We start from the raw sequence: 17,853 nt of genomic DNA, 5'->3' as shown, positions 1-17,853 counted from the left end.
CAGCCCGGCGGCCCGCTCAGATGCGGGCGCCGTCGTCGTCCTCGTTCTTTTCCTGGGGCAGCTTCATGATGAGGTAGACCACCGACGCAACGAAGGCCGCCACAATGCCGAGGATGGCAACGAGCGGCGCGGACCGCCAGAACATGGCCGTGAACACGAGCGCAAGTGGCCCGCCGATGGCACCCAGCCACGCCAGCATGGTCAGGGGCTCCGTTCCGGCCAGACTCGGCGGTTCCTCGGGCACGAAGCCCTCTTCGCCGTCCACCTCATGGTCACGCGGGCCGGGCGCCGGGGGCGCGTCCTCAGCTGCGGCCGGATTCGACAGGCCCAGGGGATCAAAGTCGCGGAAGGAAGCCCGGGCCGGTTCCTCGGAGACCGGCTCCGGCGGTGTCGCCTCGTGGATCTCACCGGGCCCCGCGGACGGGGTCGCCTCAAGGCGGGCCACCAGGTCAAGCCAGACGGCGTCGTCGTCGTTGTTGGCGCTTTGGTCCGCTGAGTTGGGGTCAGGCCTGTTCATGGGCTGCGTCCTTGCTGCCGGCATCCGAGGGCCCGGTACGGGCCGCCATGGTCTTCCGGATGAAGTCGACCGAGCCGCGGAAGATCTCCCCGGCATCGTTGTCGAGGGTGGCCACATGGTAGCTGTTACCCAGCAGGCTGAGTTCCAGCGGGGCCCGCAGGTGCCGGCGCAGCAACTCGATGCTGTGGTCCGAGACGACGTGGTCCACGGTGGAGCGGAACACCCGCACGGGCGCGCTGATCCGTGGCAGCAGGGTGACCGTGTCCTTAAACATCTTCTTCAGTTCGTGGGCTGCGGCCACCGGGGTACGCTCGTAGGCGCCCTCGTCCATGCCGGGCTTAAGGATGTCGTTGGCGATCGCCGGAGTGGACTTCTGGAAGTGCTTCAGGATGCCGACCACGGCCGAACGGGGATCATCGATGACCAGGCCCGGATTCACCACCACGGTGCCCGCCACCGGACGGGTTGCGGCCACGCGCAGGGCTAGGGTTCCGCCCATGGACAGCCCGGCGGCAAAGACAGCATCACAGCTGGCTTCGAGCTGCCGGTAGGCGTGGTCCACGGCCTCGTGCCACTCCTGCCAGCGATGCGTGGCCAGATTCTGCCAGCTGGTGCCATGTCCGGGCAACAGGGGCAGGCGGACCGCGAAGCCCTCGGCTGCCAGGTGTTCGGCCCAAGGGCGCATGCTGTGGGGGCTCCCCGTGAACCCATGGGACATCACGACGCCGATGCGGGGCCCGGAACCGGTGGATTCGCTCTCGAACGGTGATGGATCAGGAAGAGTTGTCATGATGACTCGAGGCTACTCCGTTGGCGGCCACCGTGTCGCTGTTCCCGGCAATTCCCCCAGGAGTAGGGTTGCACTTGGGTGCCGGCCGGCCCTTCCCTGGAGCCCTCCAGCCGCCGGACGTGAGAGGACAAAAGTGTTCTATTGGGTCATGAAGCGGATCTTCCTAGGTCCCATCCTTAGGCTGCTCTTCAGGCCCTGGGCCAAGGGTCTGGACAACGTCCCGGCCGAGGGCGCCGCAATTCTTGCCTCCAACCATTTGTCGTTCTCCGACTCCATCTTCCTGCCCCTCATGGTGCACCGGCCCGTCATCTTCCTGGCGAAGTCCGAGTACTTCACCGGAACGGGTCTCAAGGGAAGACTCACGGCCTCGTTCTTCCGCCTGAGCAAGCAACTGCCCATGGACCGCTCCGGAGGCGCGGCCTCGGAACTGTCCCTGCAGGCCGGCAAGGACGTGCTGGGCAGCGGCGGGCTGCTGGGCATCTACCCGGAGGGCACCCGCAGTCCCGACGCCCGGCTCTACCGCGGCAAGGTGGGCGTGGCCCGTCTCGCTCTGCAGACCCGTGTCCCCGTGGTTCCAGTGGCGATGATCGGCACCGAAAAGGTCCAGCCGATCGGCAAGAGGCTCCCCAGTATCCGGAGGATCGGCGTCATTTTCGGGCAGCCCCTGGACTTCAGCCGCTACTACGGGATGGAGGATGACCGGCTGATCCAGCGTGCCGTTACGGACGAAATCATGTACGAGCTCATGCGGCTGTCCGGGCAGGAATACGTAGACGACTACGCGGCCGTGGTGAAGCAGCAGCTGGCCGGAAAAGGACCGGAACCGTTGCCCGCTGCAGAGCCTCCCGAAGAACCCGAGCCCGACGGCGGAGCAGACACCGGGAAAGTGTGACGGTCCGCGGAGGGACGGTTACGCCGGAGGTGCCCCAACGGTGACACGGGCAACTACTCTTGTAGGGTGACTGAGCTAACCACGAACAACGCACCGTCCGTAACCGGGCCCCTGGCCAGCACCGCCCAAAGCGGAGCGGCAAACTATCCCGGACTCGACCACTGGCGGGAGCTGCCCATCTCGCAGCAGCCCACCTGGTCCGACAAGGGCGTCTACGACGCTTCCGTCAAGGAACTTTCCGTGTTGCCGCCGCTGGTCTTCGCCGGTGAAGTGGACGTGCTGCGCGAGCGCCTGGCTGCCGCGGCCCAGGGCAAGGCCTTCCTGCTCCAGGGCGGCGACTGCGCCGAGACCTTCGAGGGCGCTACCGCGGACAAGATCAGTGCCCGCGTCAAGACCATCCTCCAGATGGCTGTGGTCCTGACCTATGGGGCCGCCATGCCCGTCATCAAGATGGGCCGCATGGCCGGCCAGTTCGCCAAGCCGCGGTCCTCGAACGACGAAACCCGCGACGGCGTCACCCTGCCGGCGTACCGTGGCGACATCGTCAACGGCTACGACTTCTCCCCGGAGTCCCGCTCCCACGACGCCAGCCGCATGCTCAAGGCGTACCACACCTCGGCTTCCACGCTGAACCTGATCCGCGCATTCACGCAGGGCGGCTTCGCCGATCTGCGCCTGGTGCATCTCTGGAACAAGGGCTTCACCGAAAACCCGGCGCACGCCCGCTACGAGTCCCTGGCCCGGGACATTGACCGCGCCATCAAGTTCATGGACTCCTGCGGCGCCGACTTTGAAGCGCTCAAGCGTGTTGAATTCTTCGCCAGCCACGAGGCACTCCTGCTCGACTACGAGCGTGCCCTCACCCGCATCGACTCGCGCACGGGCCTGCCTTACGACACCTCGGGCCACTTCCTGTGGATCGGCGAACGAACCCGCGAACTCGACAACGCCCACGTGGACTTCCTCTCCCGCGTACGGAACCCGATCGGCGTCAAGCTCGGCCCGAACACCAGCGGCGACGACGCACTGCGCCTCATCGACAAGCTGGACCCGAACCGCGAACCCGGCCGCCTGACGTTCATCACCCGCATGGGCGCCGGGAACATCCGCGAGAAGCTGCCCGCGATTGTCGAGCGCGTCACGGCCTCCGGCGCCCAGGTCCTCTGGGTCACGGACCCGATGCACGGCAACACCGTCACCTCGCCCAACGGCTACAAGACCCGCAACTTCGACGACGTCATCGACGAAGTACGCGGCTTCTTCGAGGTGCACCGGGCCCTGGGCACGGTCCCTGGCGGCCTGCACGTCGAAATGACGGGCGACGACGTCGCCGAGTGCCTGGGCGGTGCCGACCCGATCGACCAGGATGCCTTCCTGGACCGCTACGAGTCCGTGTGCGACCCGCGCCTGAACCACATGCAGTCGCTTGAGATGGCGTTCCTCGTCGCAGGAGCACTGGCCAAGCACCAGTAGTCCCTGCTGCAATGCCAAAGAGGGGCGGTCCGGACATTCCGGACCGCCCTCTCTTGTTTAGCGTGCTGCGTTGGATCGTGGCTATCAGACGACTGTGAGCGTAACGACGGAGTCTTCCGGCACGTCGGTGTCCACAGGGCTCTGGTCCCGGACCGTGCCGAAGAAGCCGCCCAGGACGTTGTTGACGACCACTTCGAAGCCCAGTTTCTCCAGGGCTGCCCGCGCGGCCGCGGCCTGCTTGCCGACAAAGCTGGGGACCTTCACCATTTTGGGTCCCTTGGAGACGGTGAGTGTTACCGTCTCCCCGCGGATGAGCGTGCCGTTGGCCGGGGACTGGCCGACCACCGCCCCCTTGGGCACCTTCTTGTCATTGACCGTTTCCGGCGCGATCTGCGCCGTCAAGCCTGCATCCTGCAAGGCCTTCGCGGCGTCGTCCTGGTTCATTCCGCGCACGTCCGGTACCGGAATGGGCTGGGGGCCCTTGGAAAGCACCAGGGCCACCGCCGTGCTGTGCCGGGCTGGCGTGGTGCCGGCCGGTTCCTGCGAGAGAACCGTTCCCGCCGGTGCCTTTTCGTCGTGGGCCTGCGTGACGATGCCCAGGGTCATTCTTGCCTTGTTGAGCTCGTCCTTGGCCTGGTCCAGGGTCAGTCCGGCCAAGGACGGGAGCGGAAACAACTGTGCACCCTTGGACACGAACAGGGCGATCGGCTGGAACTTGCGCACCACCAGGCCCGAGGCAGGGTCGGTGCCGACCGCGAAACCCGCCTTCACGTCGTCGTCGAATACGTCCCGGGGCTCGGACTGGAAACCGGCGGTGCGCAGCAGTTGCTGGGCCTCGGCCACGGTCCTGTTCTTGACATCCGGGATGGTGCCGGGGGAACCGGGGCCCATTCCAAAGAACCACCCGGCAGAGGTGGCCAGCAGGGCCAGGACGATCACCACGATGGCCCAGATCAGGCCACGGCGCCGGGGGTTGCCCTCGCGCAGCGAGCGGACAGAGGTCGCCGCAGCCCGGGCCCGGTCCTTCTCTTCCTGGCGCTCAAGTCGCCTGAGTTCGCGCTTGCCGGGCCGGGGAACCTGCTGTGTGGCGGTGGAGCCGGCGGCGTGCACACCAGGGATGCCCGACGGCGGGATCACCGTGGTCGGGTTGCTCTGGCGGGAGATCACCTCGGTGGGGCGGCCGGTCACGGCCAGGGCCTCGGTGGGCTCGTTCCGGGGCGCGCCCGGTGTGACGATTGCGGTCTGTGCCTCTGCCTGCGCGCCGGGGTGGGCGGGAGCACGCATCAGCGGCGGCTGCAGGTCGAGTTGGGCGTCGCCCAGGGTGGTCCGGATATGCCGCAGTTCCGCGAGGAGCGCGGCGCCGTCAACGGGGCGCTGCTCGGCGTCGTTTGCCGTGCACCACTGGACGAGTTCGTCCAGGTCGACGGCGAGTCCGGGCGCGGCCCCCGATGGCGGCCCCACCACTGAGTTCACGTGCTGGTAGGCCACCTGGATGGGCACGTCGCCCTCATAGGGCCGGCGTCCGGTAAGCATTTCGTAGAGCATGATGCCCGCCGAATAAACGTCGCTCCGCGCATCGGCCGGTTTCCCCAGGACGAGCTCGGGCGCCACATAGGCGACGGTGCCGATCAGGGAGCCGGTGCTGGTGGTGGACGTGACGGCCCGGGCCAGGCCGAAGTCGCCCACCTTGATCCGGCCGTCGTCGGCGATCAGGACATTCTCAGGCTTGACGTCGCGGTGGATGAGTCCGGCCGCATGGGCCGCCGCAAGTCCCGCGATGACAGGGTCGATGAGTGCCAGCGCTAGCCGCGGCGTCAAGGCCCCTTGCTCGTTCAGGAGATCCCGGAGCGTGTGGCCCTTGACGTACTCCATGACCAGGTAGGCCGTGTGGCCGTCCTGCCCTTGGTCCAGGACCCCCACGACGTGCGGGTGGGACAGGCTGGCTGCGGCCTTGGCCTCCTGGCTCAGGCGCTGCAGGAAGGTGTGGTCGTTGGCCAAGTGCGGGTGCAGGACTTTGAAGGCCACGTCCCGCTCGAGGCGTTGGTCCGTGGCCAGGTAGACAGTGGACATGCCGCCCCTCGCCAGACGTGAGCGGACGAGGTAGCGCCCGTCCACCAGGGTCCCGAGAAGTTGGTCCTGCACTTGTTCCTGCACCCTACGATCCTAATGGAGGCACAGAACGGGCCCGAACCGTCCAGCGGTCCGGGCCCAGTCCGTGTCTGGCCTTCCGGCCTAGCCGAAGGTCTTCTGGAGAGCCTTCACCGAGGCAACATAACGCTTGGTGTCCTCGTACATGCCGTACTTGCTGACCGAGTACTGGCCCTGGTAGTAGCCGGCGATGGCATTGTCCAGGCTGCTGCTGGTGGCCACAAGGGCCCGGATGATCGCGACACCGGCGGTGGCGTTGTCATAGGGGTCCAGGAGGTTGAGCTTGCGGCCCACCAGATCGGACGCCCACTCGCCGGAGGACGGGATGACCTGCATGGTGCCGATGGCATTGGCGGGGGAGACTGCGCGCTGGTCGAAGCCCGATTCCTGCTGCGCGAAGGCCAGGGCCAGCGAAGGGTTGACGCCCATGCGCCGTGCAGTGTCCGCCACGATCCCCTTCATCTGCTCGCGGCTGGGAACCGGGGACGCGTTCAGCAGCGCTTTGTTCTGGTTTGCGGAGCTGACCACAGCCGCCGGGTACGTGAAGCCCAGGAATGAGCTCGGAACCAGCGGGGCCGTGCTGCCTGCCGGAGCGGTGCTGCTCGCTGGCTGCAGTGCGGTGGTGCCCGGAATGACCAGCTTCTGGCCCGGGTAGATGATGGTGGTCATCGACAGCTTGTTGGCCGTCAGGAGCGAGGACAGTGAAACGCCGTTCCGCCCGGCGATGGCACCCAGGGTGTCGCCGGGCTTGATCGTGTAGGAGCCGCCGCTGGCGGGCACTGCTGGGGCTGGCGCAGGGGCGGACGGAGCCGGAGCTGCGGGTGCAGGCGCGGGTACGGCCGGTTGTGGCGCTGCCGGGGCCGACGGCGCCGAGCCCGCGCCCACCTTGACTTTCTGGCCGGGGTAGATGATGGAGCGCATGTTCAGCCCGTTCCAGCTGAACACGTCGGAGAGGGACACCCCGTGGCGGGCCGCGATGGCGCTGAGAGTGTCCCCGGACTTGACGGTGTAGCTGGCTCCGCCCGATGCCTGCGGAGCGGCCGGTGCCGCGGGAGCAGGAGCGGGGGCGGCCGGGGCGGCCGGTGCCGCGGAACCGCCCAGCTTGATGGACTGGCCCGGGTAGATGATCGTGTTGGGGCCCAGGCCGTTCAGCTGCAGCACCGCCGTGGTGCTCAGGCCGAAGCGGCCGGCAATCGCGCTGATGGTGTCGCCGCGGACGATCGTGTAGCTGCTGGGAACTGCAGGTGCCATGGGGCGAAGCGAACTCGGAATGGCTGCCGGTACCGCGGATGCGGGAATGAGATTGGTGGTCTGCGCGGTTGCTTGCGCCTTCATGGCCGCGGTGAGTGTGGTCGGGATCTTGCGGGGCTGCGATGCAGCGTCCGCAGTGGCCGGCTGGGCGAGGGCCAAGGAGGACAAGACGACGGCGGGAAGTGCGGCGGTCGTGGCCGCAATTGCCGGCATGCTCATGGTCCTCTTTGGCGAGCGGGGGGGCGTCGTCATGGGATTTGTCCTCATCTCGGCAGCGGGTCCCGAAGGACAGCCGTTCCTGATATCAGTGGTGCCAATGTTACTGAAGTTAGCAATGGTGCAAGAGTGATCAAAATGAATCTCTCACATTTATGGAATCCGCACAAGAAATTCTGAGGTAACCAGCCAGGGGAATTATTCGCATAAAGCTGCCCCTTGCTGGCTCCGGGAAAGTCCGGTGCGGCGCCGGCTAGGCGCGGAGCGGGCCGCCGTGGCAACCTTGATGCGTGAGTAATGTAGAAAGCCTTGTTTCTGATTGGCTGCCGCTGCCCGATATCGCCGAGCTGCTGGAAGTTTCCATCACGAAAGTCCATGGACTGCTGGATGAGCGTGCGCTTGTGGCCATCAGGCGGGGAGAGCGGAACATCCGTTCTGTTCCAGCCCTGTTTATCCAGGACGGTCATGTGGTGGACAGCCTCAAGGGCACCATCGCCGTCCTGAGCGATGCCGGCTACACGGATGAGGAGCTTATTGTGTGGCTCTTCACCCCGGATGAGTCGCTCCGGGGCCGTCCGGTGGACGCCCTGCGGGAAGGTCGCAAGACCGAAATCCGACGCCGCGCCCAGTCCCTGGCCTGGTAGTCCAAGCCATCAAGCTATAGAGACTCTTGGCGGCGGCAGTGATCTGCCGCCGCCAAGAGGGTCAGGCAGCCCGGCTGATTGCTGCCTCGGCGAGTTGCCGCAAGGCAGTCAGGGGCAATTCGTCCAGCGGCAGCCGCTCAAGGGCCTCAAATGCCGTATCGCTGAGTCCGTCGATCAGCGACTCCGCAGCCTCAAGGGCCCCGCATTCGACGATGATGCGTCGGATTTCCGCTACCTCGGCCTCGCCCAGGTCCTGCCGGCCCAGCATGCGGTCAATGTATTCCGATTCCGGGGCAGGGGCCTTCTCGATCGCCAGATTGACCAGTACGGTCCGCTTTCCTTCGCGGAGGTCATCTCCGGCAGGTTTGCCGGTGGTGTCCGGGTCGCCGAAGACCCCGAGGACGTCGTCCCGCATCTGGAACGCCTCGCCCAGCGGCAGGGAGAACGCCGAATAATTCCGCAGAAGTTCCTCGTCCGCGCCGGCCAGGGCGCCGCCGAGGGCCAGCGGATGCTCCATCGAATACTTTGCCGACTTGTAGCGAATGATCGACTTTGCGCGCTGCACTGCGCCGGCGCGGTCCCGGACCGGGCCGGCCACTTCCTCGAGGATGTCCAGGTACTGTCCGGCCATGACCTCTGCCCGCATGAGGTTGAAGATGCGCCGGGCCTCGGTACCCGAGGCCGCGCGGCTGCCGATCTGCGTGAAGGACTCCTCGCTGAAGGAAAGGCAGAGGTCTCCCGTCAGAATTGCTGCGGCATGGCCGAACCGTTCGCTGTCCAGCGCCCAGCCTTCGCTCTCATGAAGCAGGCTGAACCGCCGGTGGACACTGGGTCCTCCGCGGCGCGTGTCGGAGCGGTCGATGATGTCGTCGTGGATGAGTGCTGCAGCCTGGAACAATTCAAGGGCACATCCGGCAGTCACGACGTCCGCATGGCCTGCACTGCCTCCAGCCCCCCGCCAGCCCCAGTAGCACATCAGTGCCCGGAGCCGCTTGCCGCCGGTGACCAGATTTGAGATGGAGCCCATGAGCGGAGCCACATCCGGAGAAATCCCGGCCATGATGGCCTCCTGGCCGGCCAGGAATCCGTAGAGCTGGCCGGCGACGCCGCCGATGAACAGCTCCTGCTCCTCGCGGAGTTGCTGGAACGGCGTCACTTGATGGATCCTCCGCTCACGTTGGCGCCGATGGTGAATGTCGCCATGCCGTCTATTTCCGTGATGGAAACGTTCACGGTTTCAATGTCGCCGCGAAGGAAGTCCTTGGTGGTGACATCACCCACCGCATCACCTGGAATGGCCTTGAATCCCTGGTCCTCGAAGGCCTTCGTGTAGAAGGCTGCGACTGCCGACGCGGTGCCCTGGACGCGTCCAACCAAGGCCGCCGACGCCGGGGACGAATTCTTGTCGTAGCTGCTTGACTGGACGGTTACACCCGGGATGAGGGGGATCAGCTGTTGCGGAAAGCCGGCCACGAGTTCGCCCACTGCGGCGGTGGCGCCGGCAACCGGCGCGCTGGGAGTCGCTGCCGGCTGTCCCGAGGGCTGCGAGGCCGACGGCGACGGGGCCGCCGTCGTGACGGACGCCGTCGACGGCGACGTGGCGGAGCCGCCCGGCGCGGCGGGCGAGCAGGCCGAGACGGCCACGGCAACGCCGACGGCGAGCACGGCCAGTCCTTGCGGACGAGGCCTTCCAAAGAGCTTCACAGGGATTTCCCTCCTGGGGTGACGCCGGATTGTGCCTCTAGTTTAGTCAGTGCCCCGGCATAGTATTGCCGGTGTGAGGCCGGAGACATCCGGCGGTGCCCCCAGCGCCGCCCCAGACCCCGCCCGCGGCCCCGATGAGGCGCTGCGGGAACTCCGGCGCGCCAGCATCATGCATGTGGACATGGACGCGTTCTTTGTCTCGGTCGAACTGCGCAGCCGTCCCGAACTCCGGGGCAAGCCCGTCATCGTCGGCTTCCCTGCGGAGCGTTCCGTGGTTCTGTCGGCCTCCTATGAGGCGAGGGCGTTGGGCGTCAAATCTGCCATGCCCATGGCTGTGGCCATGCGGATGAGTCCCACCGCAGTGGTGATCAACCCCAGGCACAAGCTGTACTATGAGGTTTCAGGCCAGGTGATGGATATTTTCGGATCCATCACCGATCTGGTGGAACCAATAAGCGTCGATGAAGCATTCCTAGGCGTTGGCGGCGCGATCCGCCGGCTGGGACCGCCGCTCGAAATCGGCAAACTGATACGGCGCCGCGTGGCGGCGGAATTGGGCATCACCGCCTCAGTAGGGATTGCGGCGAGCAAATTTGTGGCCAAGATCGCATCCACGCGTTGCAAGCCGGACGGTCTGCTGCTCATCGACGCCGGGCAGACGGTCCCGTATCTGCACAGCCTCCCCGTCAATGCGCTGTGGGGAGTCGGCGGCAAGACGGAAGAAGCCCTTGCCCGCCTCGGCATCCGCACCGTGGCCGATGTCGCTGCCACGCCTGTGGCCTCGTTGAAAAAGATGCTCGGAGCCAGCGGGGAGCATGTGTACCAGCTTGCGTGGGGGATAGACCCCCGCCCCGTGACGCAAACGCGCCTGGAGAAGAGCATCGGTTCCGAGGAAACCTTCGCCGTGGATACGGCCGATGCTGCGTTGCTGCACCGTGAGCTCCTGAGGCTGTCACACCGGACCGCTTCCAGGCTCCGCGCGGCCGGGATGCTGGCGCGGACCATTGCGTTGAAGCTCCGCTATGCGGATTTCTCCACCGTGACGCGCAGCCGGACGGTGCAGACTCCCGTCGACAGCGCACAGCTGATCTACCAGGTGGTGGTCCAGCTTCTTGATTCGCTGGGGAACCGGCCCATGACCGTGAGGCTGGTGGGCGTCCGGGCGGAGCAATTGGAGCCGGCTGATCAGACCTCACTCCAGCTGAGCCTGGACCGCCGGGACGACAACTGGCGTGCGGCGGAGCAGGCCCTGGACAGGGTTTCCGAGCGCTTCGGTTCGAAGACGCTGCTTCCCGCCAGCTTGCTGGAGCAGGGTAAAGGTCACAAACTGCCGGAGAATGACTGAATGGCATGGCCGCGGCCTGTCGTCGTCTTTCAGAACAGGCCGCGACAAACTATCCTAGATGTACAGAGATTTAAAACGTCTGGACAAACTGTCCCTTGGCTGTGGGTCGCTCGGATGTACCTGAAATTCCCCCAGGATTCTGGGAACAATACGGGAGGCCCATCCGTTTTGGGAACAGGCGCACAGGCCGCGAACGCGTCCAGATGCTGGCCGACTTAAGGAGGTCGTGATGCCCCTCTCGGAGCATGAACAGAAGCTGCTTGAGCAGCTCGAAAAGCAGCTTCACGAGGACGATCCGAAGTTTGCCAATTCAATGGGGTCTGACCCCATCCGTAGTTGGTCAACCCGGCACGTCATCATCGGAGTCTTGGGTGCCATCGTCGGCATTCTTCTGCTCCTTATCGGCGTGACGACGCAGCTCATCGCCTTGGGCGTCCTCGGATTCGTCGTCATGGGGGCCGGCGTCTACTTTGCAACAATGCGTGGCGCAGCCTTCGGCAAAGCCGGAGCGCGCAACCGCAAGACCGGCAAATCGAAGAGTTCATTCATGAGCAGCCTCGAAGAGCGCTGGGACGAACGCCGCCGCGACGACACCTGATCCAGGCGACTCCTGATAAATCAGGCGGCGCAGGCATCCCGAGAGATCAGGTGCCCGATGTTGCTGCCACCTGACCTGGCAGCCTTTGGGCGCCCCTCCACTTTGTACCCGGAGTGCCAGGCCATGTGTGAAATAGACCCGCCCTGCGGGTCTTTCGCGTTTAAGGGCCATTTGCCCTCCGCTTCTCCCCACAGCCATGGTTCCCTGCGTTCCCGGGGCGATCGAAACTCAAAGTGGTGGAGAAACACGCCCGCTTGCGTTGACGGGGGAGTGTTGTGGAGTAAAGTGGAGCGCGTAAGAGGGTAGTGGCAGTGCTGGGGCTGGAACGGTACCTGAAGGCAGGCGGGGGTGGCGATGTTTCTCGGAACCCATTCGCCGCGTCTTGATGAAAAAGGCCGGATTATCCTTCCTGCGAAGTTCCGCGAGGAACTTGCCGAGGGCCTGGTTCTCACGCGAGGCCAGGAGCGCTGCATCTACGTCTTCAGTCAGCGGGAATTCGAGCGTATTCACGAGTCCATGCGGGAGGCGCCAATTTCCTCCAAGCAGGCTCGCGACTACATCCGGGTGTTCCTCTCTGGAGCCTCTGACGAAGTACCTGACAAGCAGGGGCGCGTGACGATTCCGCTGGCGCTCCGGTCGTATGCAGGGCTCGGCAGGGAACTGGCGGTCATTGGCGCCGGAACCCGTGCAGAGATCTGGGACGCCCAGGCTTGGGAGGAGTACCTCGCCGAGAAGGAAGCCGCTTTCTCGGAGACCGATGACGACACCGTCCCTGGATTCATCTAGGGGCAATGGGGCGGCAGCCCCGCTTCTTGGACGGGACCTCCAGCCGCCCATCGGAACGTTTTCCTGGCTCACCTTCCCCGGAGCCAGGCGGACCGGAAGACAGGCGCGGATGGGGATCCGGTTTAAGAAGCAATCAGTGCAGGCCCGCAGCGAACGACTGAGGAATGAGGAGGCAGTGTGGAAGATCAGGACGCGGCAAAGCCCACATCGGAGCGGCACGTGCCCGTCCTGAAGGACCGCTGCATCAACCTGCTGGCGCCCGGTTTCGAAGCGGCACGCAGCCGCGGCGAAACGCCTGTGGTCATCGATGCGACGCTCGGCATGGGCGGCCACTCCGAAGCCATGCTGCAGCGCTACCCCGATCTGCACCTCATCGGCATCGACCGGGATGAGGAGGCCCTGGCTCTGGCAGGAGCGCGGCTGGAGCCCTTCTCGGACCGCATCGACCTGGTCCACGCCGTGTACGACGAGATCGCCGACGTCTTGGAGGACCTCGGTGTGCCGGAAGTCCACGGCATCCTCATGGACCTGGGTGTCTCCTCCTTGCAGCTGGATGAGCGGGAGCGCGGGTTCGCCTACTCCTACGACGCGCCACTGGACATGCGGATGGACACGAGCCAGGGGCAGACCGCCGCCGACGTTGTCAACAACTACAGCGAGGAAGAACTGGTCCGTATCATCCGCAAGTGGGGTGAAGAGAAGTTCGCCGGCCGCATCGCCAACCGCATTGTGGCCGCCCGCGCGGTCGAGCCCTTCGCCACCACGGGGGAGCTCGTGGAACAGATCCGCAGCGTGGTCCCTGCCGCGGCGGCCAAGAGCGGCGGACACCCGGCCAAGCGAACCTTCCAGGCACTCCGGATTGAGGTCAACGAGGAACTGGACGTTCTTGAACGGGCCGTTCCCGCCGCCGTCGCAGCTCTCGCGATGGGCGGCCGCATCGTAGTGATGTCCTATCACTCGCTGGAGGACAAGATCGTGAAGTCCGTCTTCCAGTCCGGTTCCAAATCCTCCGCCCCGTTGGGCTTCCCCGTGGAGCTGGAGGAACACAAACCGGAACTGAAGACCGTTACCAAGGGCACCGAAGTGCCCACGGCAGCGGAAATCGCCGAAAACTCCCGCGCGGCGTCTGCCCGCCTGCGGGCCGTGGAGCGCATCAAACCGAGGAGAGACGCATGAGCAGCGCAGCAGCGAAGACCCTGCCCTCTGTGGACGGCAACACCGCCCGGGCCCTGCCGGCACGCGGTATACGGCCGGAGACCAAAGGGCTCGACGCCGGACGGAAGTCCCGTACGCCGCTGTCCCTCGTGCGCAGCATGCCGGGCAAGCGCCGCGCCCCGTTCGTGGTGCTGTGCTTCACCGTCCTCGCCGCCGCACTCCTGACGGTCCTCGTGCTGAACATCTCCGTCTCCACGGCGCAGTACGAACTTGTGCAGCTCAAGGCCGATGCGGCCACGCTGGGCAAGCAGAACCAGGACCTCACACAGAAGAAGCAGAACTTCGAGGCTCCGCAGAATCTGGCTGCCAAGGCCGCCGAGCTGGGAATGGTGGCATCGACCGTCAAAGGCCAGATCGACCTGGACACCATGACAGTCACCGGAAAGGCGACTCCGGCAGTCAAGGGCGACAACCCCGGCGCGGTCCTTGCGGCCCCGGCCGTCGCGGGCCAACTCGACGTCGTGCCGCCGGCAAGCACCAAGGGTCCCTTGGAAAACCACCGGCCCCCGGCACCGGCCGCTCATGCGGCCACACCGGCCACACCGGCCACGCCGGCCGCTCATGCGGCCACGCCGGCCACGCCGGCAGTCCCGGCAGCCCCGGCCGCGGACCTTAACGGCGGCTCCGTACCTGTCCCGCAGCAGAAGACCCCCGGGCGGTAGCCAACGGTTCACCGACAGCCAACAGTTCACTGACGCAGGGCCAGCAGCAAGGAATCAACGTGGCGCACACCCCCGGCAAATCAACATCAGGCAAGGTGCCGGCGGCGAAGAAACGCCTGCGCATCGGATTGGGCATCATGTTGACCCTGCTGCTCGTGGTGGGCGGGAAGCTCTTCATGGTCCAGGGCCTGGACGTGGGAGGCATGGCCGAAGCCGCCTTCAACAAGCGTCTGACCGCCACCACCCTTCCGGCGGAGCGCGGCCGGATCATCGACGCCAACGGCACGGTGCTCGCCAACAGCGTCCTCCGCTACAACATCGTGGTGGACCAAGTTCAGAACGGCGAAAAGGACTCCTTCAGGCGCTACAACCGGGCTACCGAAGAAGTGGACACCATCTCGCGCGATCAGGGAATCGTCGAACTGGCCAGCGCGCTGGGCATGGAACCTCCGAAACTCAAGGAACTGCTGACCGGCGACAAGAAATACTTCATCGTGGCCAGGGATGTGAAGCCCGAGCTGGAAGCCAGGATCATCGAGCTCGGAATCCCGGGCGTCGGCTCCGAAGGCATCAGCAAGCGGGTCTACCCCAACGGCAGCGTGGCAGGCGGGGTGGTCGGTTTCCTGAAGGACGGCACCACCGGCCAGGCCGGCATCGAGCAGACCCAGGACGAACTCCTGCGCGGCACGGCAGGCAAGCGGGTCTTTGAGATCGGTGCCGACGGCCTCCGCATCCCCATCGCCACCGACGAGCTGACCCCTGCCGTGGACGGCACCGACGTCAAGCTCACCCTCAACTCGGACATCCAGTACTTCGCCCAGCAGGCCATCCAGAGCCAGGTCAACAAGCTGAGCGCCGAGTGGGGCGTCATCATCGTCATGGACATCAAGACCGGCAACCTGATCGCGCTGGCCGACACCAATGCCCCGGACCCCAACAACCCCGGCGGCGTCGAGGCAAAGGACCGCGGCGTCCGTGCCGTGACGGCAGCCTATGAGCCTGGGTCCGTGGAAAAGATGATGACGGCCGCGGCAGCCATCGAGGAGGGAAAGTCCAGCCCGCTGGACAAGTTCACCATTCCGCCGTCGCTGGTGATCGACGGGCAGCAGTTCACGGACTCCTTTGAACACGGCACGGAAGAACGCACCCTGGCCGGCATCCTGGGCTGGTCCATGAACACCGGCACCGTGATGGTGGGCAGTCGCCTGAGCAAGGAGCAGCGCTACGACTGGCTCCGGCGCTTCGGCATCGGCGAAGCCCCGGAGATCGGCCTTCCTTCCGAGGCCACGGGCATCCTTGCCACCCCCGACAAATGGGACGACCGCCAGCAGTACACGGTGCTGTTCGGCCAGGGCGTCTCGCAGTCAACACTGCAGACGGTGCGGGCCTACCAGAGCATCGCCAACGGCGGCGTCATGCTGCAGCCGCGGCTCATCGACAGCTACATCAAGCCCGACGGCACGGAGGAGAAAGTGCCGGCCAAGGAACCCCGCACCGTGGTGTCCAAGGAGACCGCGCAGCAGGTCCGGGACATCCTGGAAAGTGCCGTCACGGAGGGGCAGATCAAGGACGCCGCGATCGACGGCTACCGGGTGGGTGCCAAGACCGGCACCTCGGAGGCGCCGCGCGAGGACGGGCTGCCCGGTTTCGACGGTTACACGGCCTCCATGGTGGGCATGGCCCCGATGGATGATCCGCGCTTCATCGTTGAGGTCGTCCTGCAGCGGCCCAAGGGGAGCATCTACGGAATCACCAACGGACCGGTCTTCCGCTCGGTCATGAGCCAGGTGCTGAGGACGTACAACGTTGCCCCGTCAACAGGGACCCCGGTGCGGCTGCCCCAGTTCGTCAAGTAAGCTTTTTGGGCGTCCGTATCGGCCAAAAACACGATCCACCCCATGCCGGACCGGGCGCCATTGGCCTCCGGGCCGCCAGTTCCACGAGCACCAACGGAGAACGATTTGTCAGAGCAGAACCAGGCCGCTTCCACCCCTGCCCCCAGCGGCGGGCCGGCCGCGGGCACCACGGGGTTCCGCCCTGCCTTCGTGGCAGCCGTGCCGCTTGGAACCATCGCGGAAGAGCTCGGCGTTGCCCTGCCGGCAGGCTCCTGGAATGCCGGTGTCACCGGCATCTCGCTGAACTCGCGCACCGTTGAGCCGGGGGATCTGTACATGGCACTGCCCGGTGCCTCCCGGCACGGCGCGGACTTCGCCCGCCAGGCCGTCGATGCCGGTGCCGTGGCCGTGGTGACGGACGACGCCGGAGCCCGCCAGCTCGCGATGTCCGGCGACCTTGCCGTTCCCGTCTTGGTCGTCGGGACGCCGCGGACGGCAGTGGGGCCGCTCGCAGCCCTGATCTACCGCAGCCAGCCCGCCGACGGCGCGTTCCCCACGCTCCTGGGCGTCACGGGCACCAATGGGAAGACCACCACCACATACTTCATCAATTCCCTGCTGCGGGCCCTGGGCAAGACGCCCGGGCTCATCGGCACCATCGAGATCCTCGCCGGCGCGGAACCCATTCCCAGCCTGCTGACCACCCCCGAATCCACCGATGTCCACGCGCTCCTGGCCCTCATGCGCGAACGCGGCCTGGAAGCGGCCTCCATGGAGGTTTCCTCGCACGCGGTGTCCTTCCACCGCGTGGACGGTGTGGTCTTCGACGTCGTGGGCTTCACCAACCTGACCCAGGACCACCTGGACCTGCACGGCAGCATGGAGGAGTACTTCCGGACCAAAGCCGAGCTGTTCACGGCCGGCAGGGCCCGCCAGGCCGTGGTCACGGTGGACGACGCCTGGGGCCGGCAGTTGGCCGCGGAGGCCGGGATCCCGGTCACGACGCTTGCCACGAACGGCCCGGACGCCATCGCGGACTGGGCGGTCGCCGCGGTGGCCGCCCGCGGCCTCGGCGCCGACTTCGAACTCAGGAGCAGGGACGGGCGCGTCATCCGCCTTCACACCGGCCTGCCCGGCGACTTCAATGTGGCCAACGCCGCCTTGGCCGCCATCATGGTCCTGGCCACTGGGGTTGAAGCCGATACCCTGCAGGCAGCCCTGGACGAACACGACCCGTTCACCGTGGCCGTTCCCGGCCGCATGCAGCTGATCTCCAACGCACCGGCCTCGGTTGTTGACTTTGCCCACAACCCGGATGCCCTGGCGCGTGCCCTGGAGGCCGTCCGTTCCCCGGAACCCGGCTCCAAGGTCATCGTCGTCTTCGGTGCCACGGGGCAGCGCGATCAAGGCAAACGCCCCACGATGGGTGCCATCGCGGCCCGCCTGGCCGACGTCGTGATCGTCAGTGACGACGACCCCCACGACGAGGACGCCGCCGCCATCCGTGCCGACGTCCTGGCGGGCGCGTACGCCGCGCGCGACGCCGAGAAGCTGGGCTGCGAAATCCTTGAGGCCTACCCGAGGGACGCCGCCATCCGCCAGGCCGTGGACACGGCCACCGCCAGGGACACCATCCTGGTTGCGGGCCGTGGCCACGAAGTCTGGCAAGAAGTGAAGGGCGTCAACCTGGCCCTTGATGACCGTGTTGAACTCAGGGCCGCCTTGGCAGCCAAGGGATTCAGCGTTTCCACGGACCACCGGATAGAGTCCTGAACCG

The 17,853-nt window shown here is 66.1% G+C and carries 16 protein-coding genes; 10 read left to right on the top strand and 6 right to left on the bottom strand.

Annotation, left to right across the window (positions count from 1 at the left end; genetic code table 11):
* Window positions 1-16: 16 nt before the first annotated feature.
* Together J1902_RS11130 and J1902_RS11125 are read right to left on the bottom strand one after the other, a co-directional pair.
* Entirely contained in the window at window positions 17-517 is a 501-nt protein-coding gene (locus tag J1902_RS11130) for a hypothetical protein (protein ID WP_207616326.1), read from the bottom strand.
* On the bottom strand, window positions 504-1,307 hold the full coding sequence (locus tag J1902_RS11125; RefSeq protein ID WP_207616325.1) for an alpha/beta hydrolase: 804 nt from the start codon (window positions 1,305-1,307) through the stop codon (window positions 504-506). Before J1902_RS11125 ends, J1902_RS11130 begins: the two co-directional genes overlap by 14 nt.
* Before the next feature lie 133 nt (window positions 1,308-1,440).
* Here J1902_RS11125 and J1902_RS11120 point away from each other — a divergent pair, with 133 nt between their 5' ends.
* Together J1902_RS11120 and J1902_RS11115 are read left to right on the top strand one after the other, a co-directional pair.
* Window positions 1,441-2,199 carry a lysophospholipid acyltransferase family protein gene (locus J1902_RS11120; RefSeq protein WP_207616324.1) on the top strand — a complete coding sequence of 253 codons (759 nt, stop codon included), beginning with the start codon at window positions 1,441-1,443 and terminating at the stop codon, window positions 2,197-2,199.
* 66 nt (window positions 2,200-2,265) lie between these two features.
* Window positions 2,266-3,672: a class II 3-deoxy-7-phosphoheptulonate synthase gene (locus tag J1902_RS11115; RefSeq protein WP_207616323.1), complete on the top strand. Its 1,407-nt coding sequence runs from the start codon at window positions 2,266-2,268 to the stop codon at window positions 3,670-3,672.
* Between the two features lie 84 nt (window positions 3,673-3,756).
* On the opposite strand, the gene pknB is transcribed toward J1902_RS11115, so the two are convergent.
* Both pknB and J1902_RS11105 read right to left on the bottom strand, forming a co-directional pair.
* Window positions 3,757-5,826 (bottom strand): Stk1 family PASTA domain-containing Ser/Thr kinase, encoded by a 2,070-nt coding sequence (pknB, locus tag J1902_RS11110; protein WP_207616322.1) that lies wholly within the window; start codon window positions 5,824-5,826, stop codon window positions 3,757-3,759.
* Window positions 5,827-5,904: 78 nt separating this feature from the next.
* Window positions 5,905-7,284 (bottom strand): LysM peptidoglycan-binding domain-containing protein, encoded by a 1,380-nt coding sequence (locus tag J1902_RS11105; RefSeq protein ID WP_372434476.1) that lies wholly within the window; start codon window positions 7,282-7,284, stop codon window positions 5,905-5,907.
* Between the two features lie 293 nt (window positions 7,285-7,577).
* On the opposite strand from J1902_RS11105, the gene J1902_RS11100 reads away from it, so the two are divergent.
* Entirely contained in the window at window positions 7,578-7,931 is a 354-nt protein-coding gene (locus J1902_RS11100; RefSeq protein ID WP_207616320.1) for an Rv2175c family DNA-binding protein, read from the top strand.
* 61 nt (window positions 7,932-7,992) lie between these two features.
* Here the strand turns inward: J1902_RS11100 and J1902_RS11095 are convergent, their stop codons facing one another.
* Both J1902_RS11095 and J1902_RS11090 read right to left on the bottom strand, forming a co-directional pair.
* Window positions 7,993-9,087 carry a polyprenyl synthetase family protein gene (locus tag J1902_RS11095; RefSeq protein ID WP_207616319.1) on the bottom strand — a complete coding sequence of 365 codons (1,095 nt, stop codon included), beginning with the start codon at window positions 9,085-9,087 and terminating at the stop codon, window positions 7,993-7,995.
* The gene (locus tag J1902_RS11090; protein ID WP_307794431.1) at window positions 9,084-9,596 is read right to left on the bottom strand and encodes a hypothetical protein; all 513 of its coding nucleotides are present in this window, start codon (window positions 9,594-9,596) and stop codon (window positions 9,084-9,086) included. Before J1902_RS11090 ends, J1902_RS11095 begins: the two co-directional genes overlap by 4 nt.
* A 112-nt stretch (window positions 9,597-9,708) precedes the next feature.
* Between J1902_RS11090 and dinB the strand changes: the two genes are divergently transcribed.
* The 7 genes from dinB to J1902_RS11055 all read left to right on the top strand — a co-directional run bounded on the left by dinB (window position 9,709) and on the right by J1902_RS11055 (window position 17,849).
* Complete coding sequence (gene dinB, locus J1902_RS11085; RefSeq protein WP_372434472.1) at window positions 9,709-10,980, top strand: DNA polymerase IV; 1,272 nt, start codon at window positions 9,709-9,711, stop codon at window positions 10,978-10,980.
* 229 nt (window positions 10,981-11,209) lie between these two features.
* The gene (locus tag J1902_RS11080) at window positions 11,210-11,578 is read left to right on the top strand and encodes an SCO2097 family morphological protein (RefSeq protein WP_207616317.1); all 369 of its coding nucleotides are present in this window, start codon (window positions 11,210-11,212) and stop codon (window positions 11,576-11,578) included.
* Between the two features lie 354 nt (window positions 11,579-11,932).
* Window positions 11,933-12,364, top strand: a complete 432-nt coding sequence (mraZ, locus tag J1902_RS11075; RefSeq protein WP_207616367.1) for a division/cell wall cluster transcriptional repressor MraZ — start codon at window positions 11,933-11,935, stop codon at window positions 12,362-12,364.
* A gap of 177 nt (window positions 12,365-12,541) precedes the next feature.
* Complete coding sequence (rsmH, locus tag J1902_RS11070; protein ID WP_207616316.1) at window positions 12,542-13,540, top strand: 16S rRNA (cytosine(1402)-N(4))-methyltransferase RsmH; 999 nt, start codon at window positions 12,542-12,544, stop codon at window positions 13,538-13,540.
* Window positions 13,537-14,241: a cell division protein FtsL gene (gene ftsL / locus J1902_RS11065; RefSeq protein ID WP_207616315.1), complete on the top strand. Its 705-nt coding sequence runs from the start codon at window positions 13,537-13,539 to the stop codon at window positions 14,239-14,241. The genes rsmH and ftsL overlap by 4 nt, the downstream gene beginning before the upstream one ends.
* Window positions 14,242-14,300: 59 nt before the next feature.
* Complete coding sequence (locus tag J1902_RS11060) at window positions 14,301-16,097, top strand: peptidoglycan D,D-transpeptidase FtsI family protein (RefSeq protein ID WP_207616314.1); 1,797 nt, start codon at window positions 14,301-14,303, stop codon at window positions 16,095-16,097.
* Window positions 16,098-16,202: 105 nt separating this feature from the next.
* On the top strand, window positions 16,203-17,849 hold the full coding sequence (locus J1902_RS11055) for a UDP-N-acetylmuramoyl-L-alanyl-D-glutamate--2,6-diaminopimelate ligase (protein WP_242701892.1): 1,647 nt from the start codon (window positions 16,203-16,205) through the stop codon (window positions 17,847-17,849).
* Window positions 17,850-17,853 lie beyond the last annotated feature (4 nt).

Source organism: Arthrobacter cavernae (assembly GCF_017368795.1).
GTDB classification, from domain to species: Bacteria; Actinomycetota; Actinomycetes; order Actinomycetales; family Micrococcaceae; genus Arthrobacter; species Arthrobacter cavernae.
The sequence above is the reverse complement of the archived record's forward strand: the minus strand, read 5'-3'. Positions and strand labels throughout refer to the sequence as shown.